Raw genomic sequence first — 2076 nt, forward strand, 5'->3', positions numbered from 1 at the left:
ATTTTATAAAAAAATCTTGAAATAAAATTGTCCGCCCATAAATAGTTATTTGAGGACGCCTGATGGGTCTTCATTTAAACAGAACTATTTGAAAGTTATATTATTAATTAAATTTTGCCGTTACTTGTTCAAACGAAAAGTGGCAGCAATATATCGCTTAAATATGAGGATATTATTATGCGTACAGTAGATTTATCACCCCTATACCGTTCATTCATTGGTTTCGATCATTTAGCGTCATTAATGGATGCCGCTGCACGAACTGATAAGCAGCCAAGTTTTCCTCCTTATAACATCGAAGCGCTTGATAAAGACAAGTACCGTATCACTATGGCAGTCGCTGGATTTAGTGAAGACGAGTTAACCTTGCAATCTGAAAACAACACGTTAGTTGTATCAGGCACTAAAGCAGGTAAAGAGCAAAATGATGAGCGTAAATTTATTCATCAAGGGATTGCCGAGCGTAACTTTGAGCGTAAGTTCCAGTTAGGCGACCACGTTAAAGTACTTGGTGCAGACCTAGCTAACGGCTTACTAAGCATCGACCTTGAACGTGAGATCCCAGAAGCGCTTAAGCCACGTAAAATCGAGATTGGCTCAGGCAATATGCTGGAAAGCAAATAGTTAAGCTAGCACACGTATTTTCCCTGTGAAAAGCCGCCATTTGGCGGCTTTTTGCGTTGTTAGTCTTTTAAATCTATTTGCATTTGTTTTAAAGCGTTAATTTTATCTATCGCAACTTGCAGTTGTTCTTGTGAAAGCTTTTTTTGTCGGCCTTTAGCCAGTAAGTCTTCAAGTTTTAATATTTTGGCTTGTGCAGCAATAACAAAACGTTGTTCGAGCTGTCTTTGCTGTTCAAGGTGGAAATCTTGATATGCCTGGTGATTATTTAAATCACCGCTGTACTGAGCAACTGGCTGAGTATTTTTTACTATGTTGGGTAAATAGGCCACAGAGGTTATTGGTGGCAAAGGCTGAGGGCTAGTTTTGTTAGTTGTAACCGTGTTTAATTGCGTGCTTTTTAGCTCTTGGGTCATGTCAGCAGTAGTCAGCTCAAGTGACGTTATTTGCTTAACACTTTTAGCTTTGTTAAGGGAATCAATATTCTTTATCGTTGGTTTACTAGTATATTGAGTAAAAAGTGCGTACATACCAACACAAGCTACAACAACAGAAACGAAAACTTTTTTGCTCATAAAATTACTCCTGTCTTATTTTGCCACTTGAGCCAAGTATCCTCATACTGTTGTACCGCTTTTTGTTTTGCGATGGCCTTTGTTGCTTGGTATCGAACGGTTTCATTCACTGTTGTATTGAGCATATATATCTTGTTTTCCTGATATTACTAATGCTTGTTTTAGCGTCTTGTTAACGGCCAAGGTGCGAAAACCTACAGCATTGGCTCGATGAGCAAATTGAGCTCCATGGGCTTTTAAGTGGCTTAAAAATTTAAACTGCGATTTATTGGCTTGATAAAATGCTTTAATTTCGCTTTTGTTACTTGTTTCTCTAGCTTTTCAAGAACAGGGCTCTGCATATGCATCATTGTATTTATACCTAGCCAGCTTTGAATGGAGGGGCGCAAAATATCTCCTTTAGCTATTTCATACAGATGTTCAATATCAATATTCTGTTTTGCCAAAATCGGTTTGGCTTTTGAAAACGCTATATTGAATTGCCGTTTTTTTATTAATTCACTTTTGAATAGTTCACTATCTCCTTTGTGGAGTTTAAAGCGTACCTGCATTGATAGTGCATCGATAAATTCATATAAATTAATAGAGTTATACAAAATAGGGGTTAAATCGATCTGCTGCATTTTTTTAATCAAGCTTTGCACATATTGACCATTTTTAGGGTACGGCCCTAATGTGTGTTCAAGTCATTGGCTATCATAAGTGTCAAGCTTTACCTGACTTGACTGTGCCTTTATAGCTAATTGCGAATCGAACAGATTTTTTAAGTAACGTTCAACATGGTATTGAGTGCTAAAACCAACGGCAGATTGTCGTTTTATTATTGCAGGTGTTTTTAGCGCTGCTTGTTGTAACAAAAACTGATTCTCATACAGATGCA

3 protein-coding genes and 1 pseudogene are annotated in these 2076 nt (G+C 37.4%); 1 reads left to right on the forward strand and 3 read right to left on the reverse strand.

Annotated elements, in window-relative coordinates:
* Positions 1–177: 177 nt before the first annotated feature.
* A complete protein-coding gene (locus tag P20439_RS12755) occupies positions 178–624 on the forward strand; it encodes an Hsp20 family protein (protein WP_008114537.1) in 447 nt (148 codons plus the stop codon).
* 59 nt (positions 625–683) lie between these two features.
* Here the strand turns inward: P20439_RS12755 and P20439_RS12760 are convergent, their stop codons facing one another.
* The 3 genes and pseudogenes from P20439_RS12760 to P20439_RS19020 form a co-directional block, all read right to left on the reverse strand.
* On the reverse strand, positions 684–1196 hold the full coding sequence (locus tag P20439_RS12760; protein WP_008467446.1) for a hypothetical protein: 513 nt from the start codon (positions 1194–1196) through the stop codon (positions 684–686).
* A 245-nt stretch (positions 1197–1441) separates the two neighbouring features.
* Positions 1442–1819 (reverse strand): hypothetical protein, encoded by a 378-nt coding sequence (locus P20439_RS19015; RefSeq protein ID WP_242376068.1) that lies wholly within the window; start codon positions 1817–1819, stop codon positions 1442–1444.
* A 63-nt stretch (positions 1820–1882) separates the two neighbouring features.
* Positions 1883–2076, reverse strand: a pseudogene (locus P20439_RS19020) (peptidyl-prolyl cis-trans isomerase); the annotation flags it as partial.

The sequence above is a fragment of the Pseudoalteromonas sp. BSi20439 genome (genome assembly GCF_000241165.1).
In the GTDB taxonomy this organism is placed as follows: Bacteria; Pseudomonadota; Gammaproteobacteria; order Enterobacterales; family Alteromonadaceae; genus Pseudoalteromonas.

Bases quoted from the DNA above. Each gene is read 5' to 3' on its own strand.
- P20439_RS19015 (WP_242376068.1), bottom strand. From the start codon at position 1,819: ATGCAGCAGATCGATTTAACCCCTATTTTGTATAACTCTATTAATTTA.
- P20439_RS12755 (WP_008114537.1), top strand. From the start codon at position 178: ATGCGTACAGTAGATTTATCACCCCTATACCGTTCATTCATTGGTTTC.
- P20439_RS12760 (WP_008467446.1), bottom strand. From the start codon at position 1,196: ATGAGCAAAAAAGTTTTCGTTTCTGTTGTTGTAGCTTGTGTTGGTATG.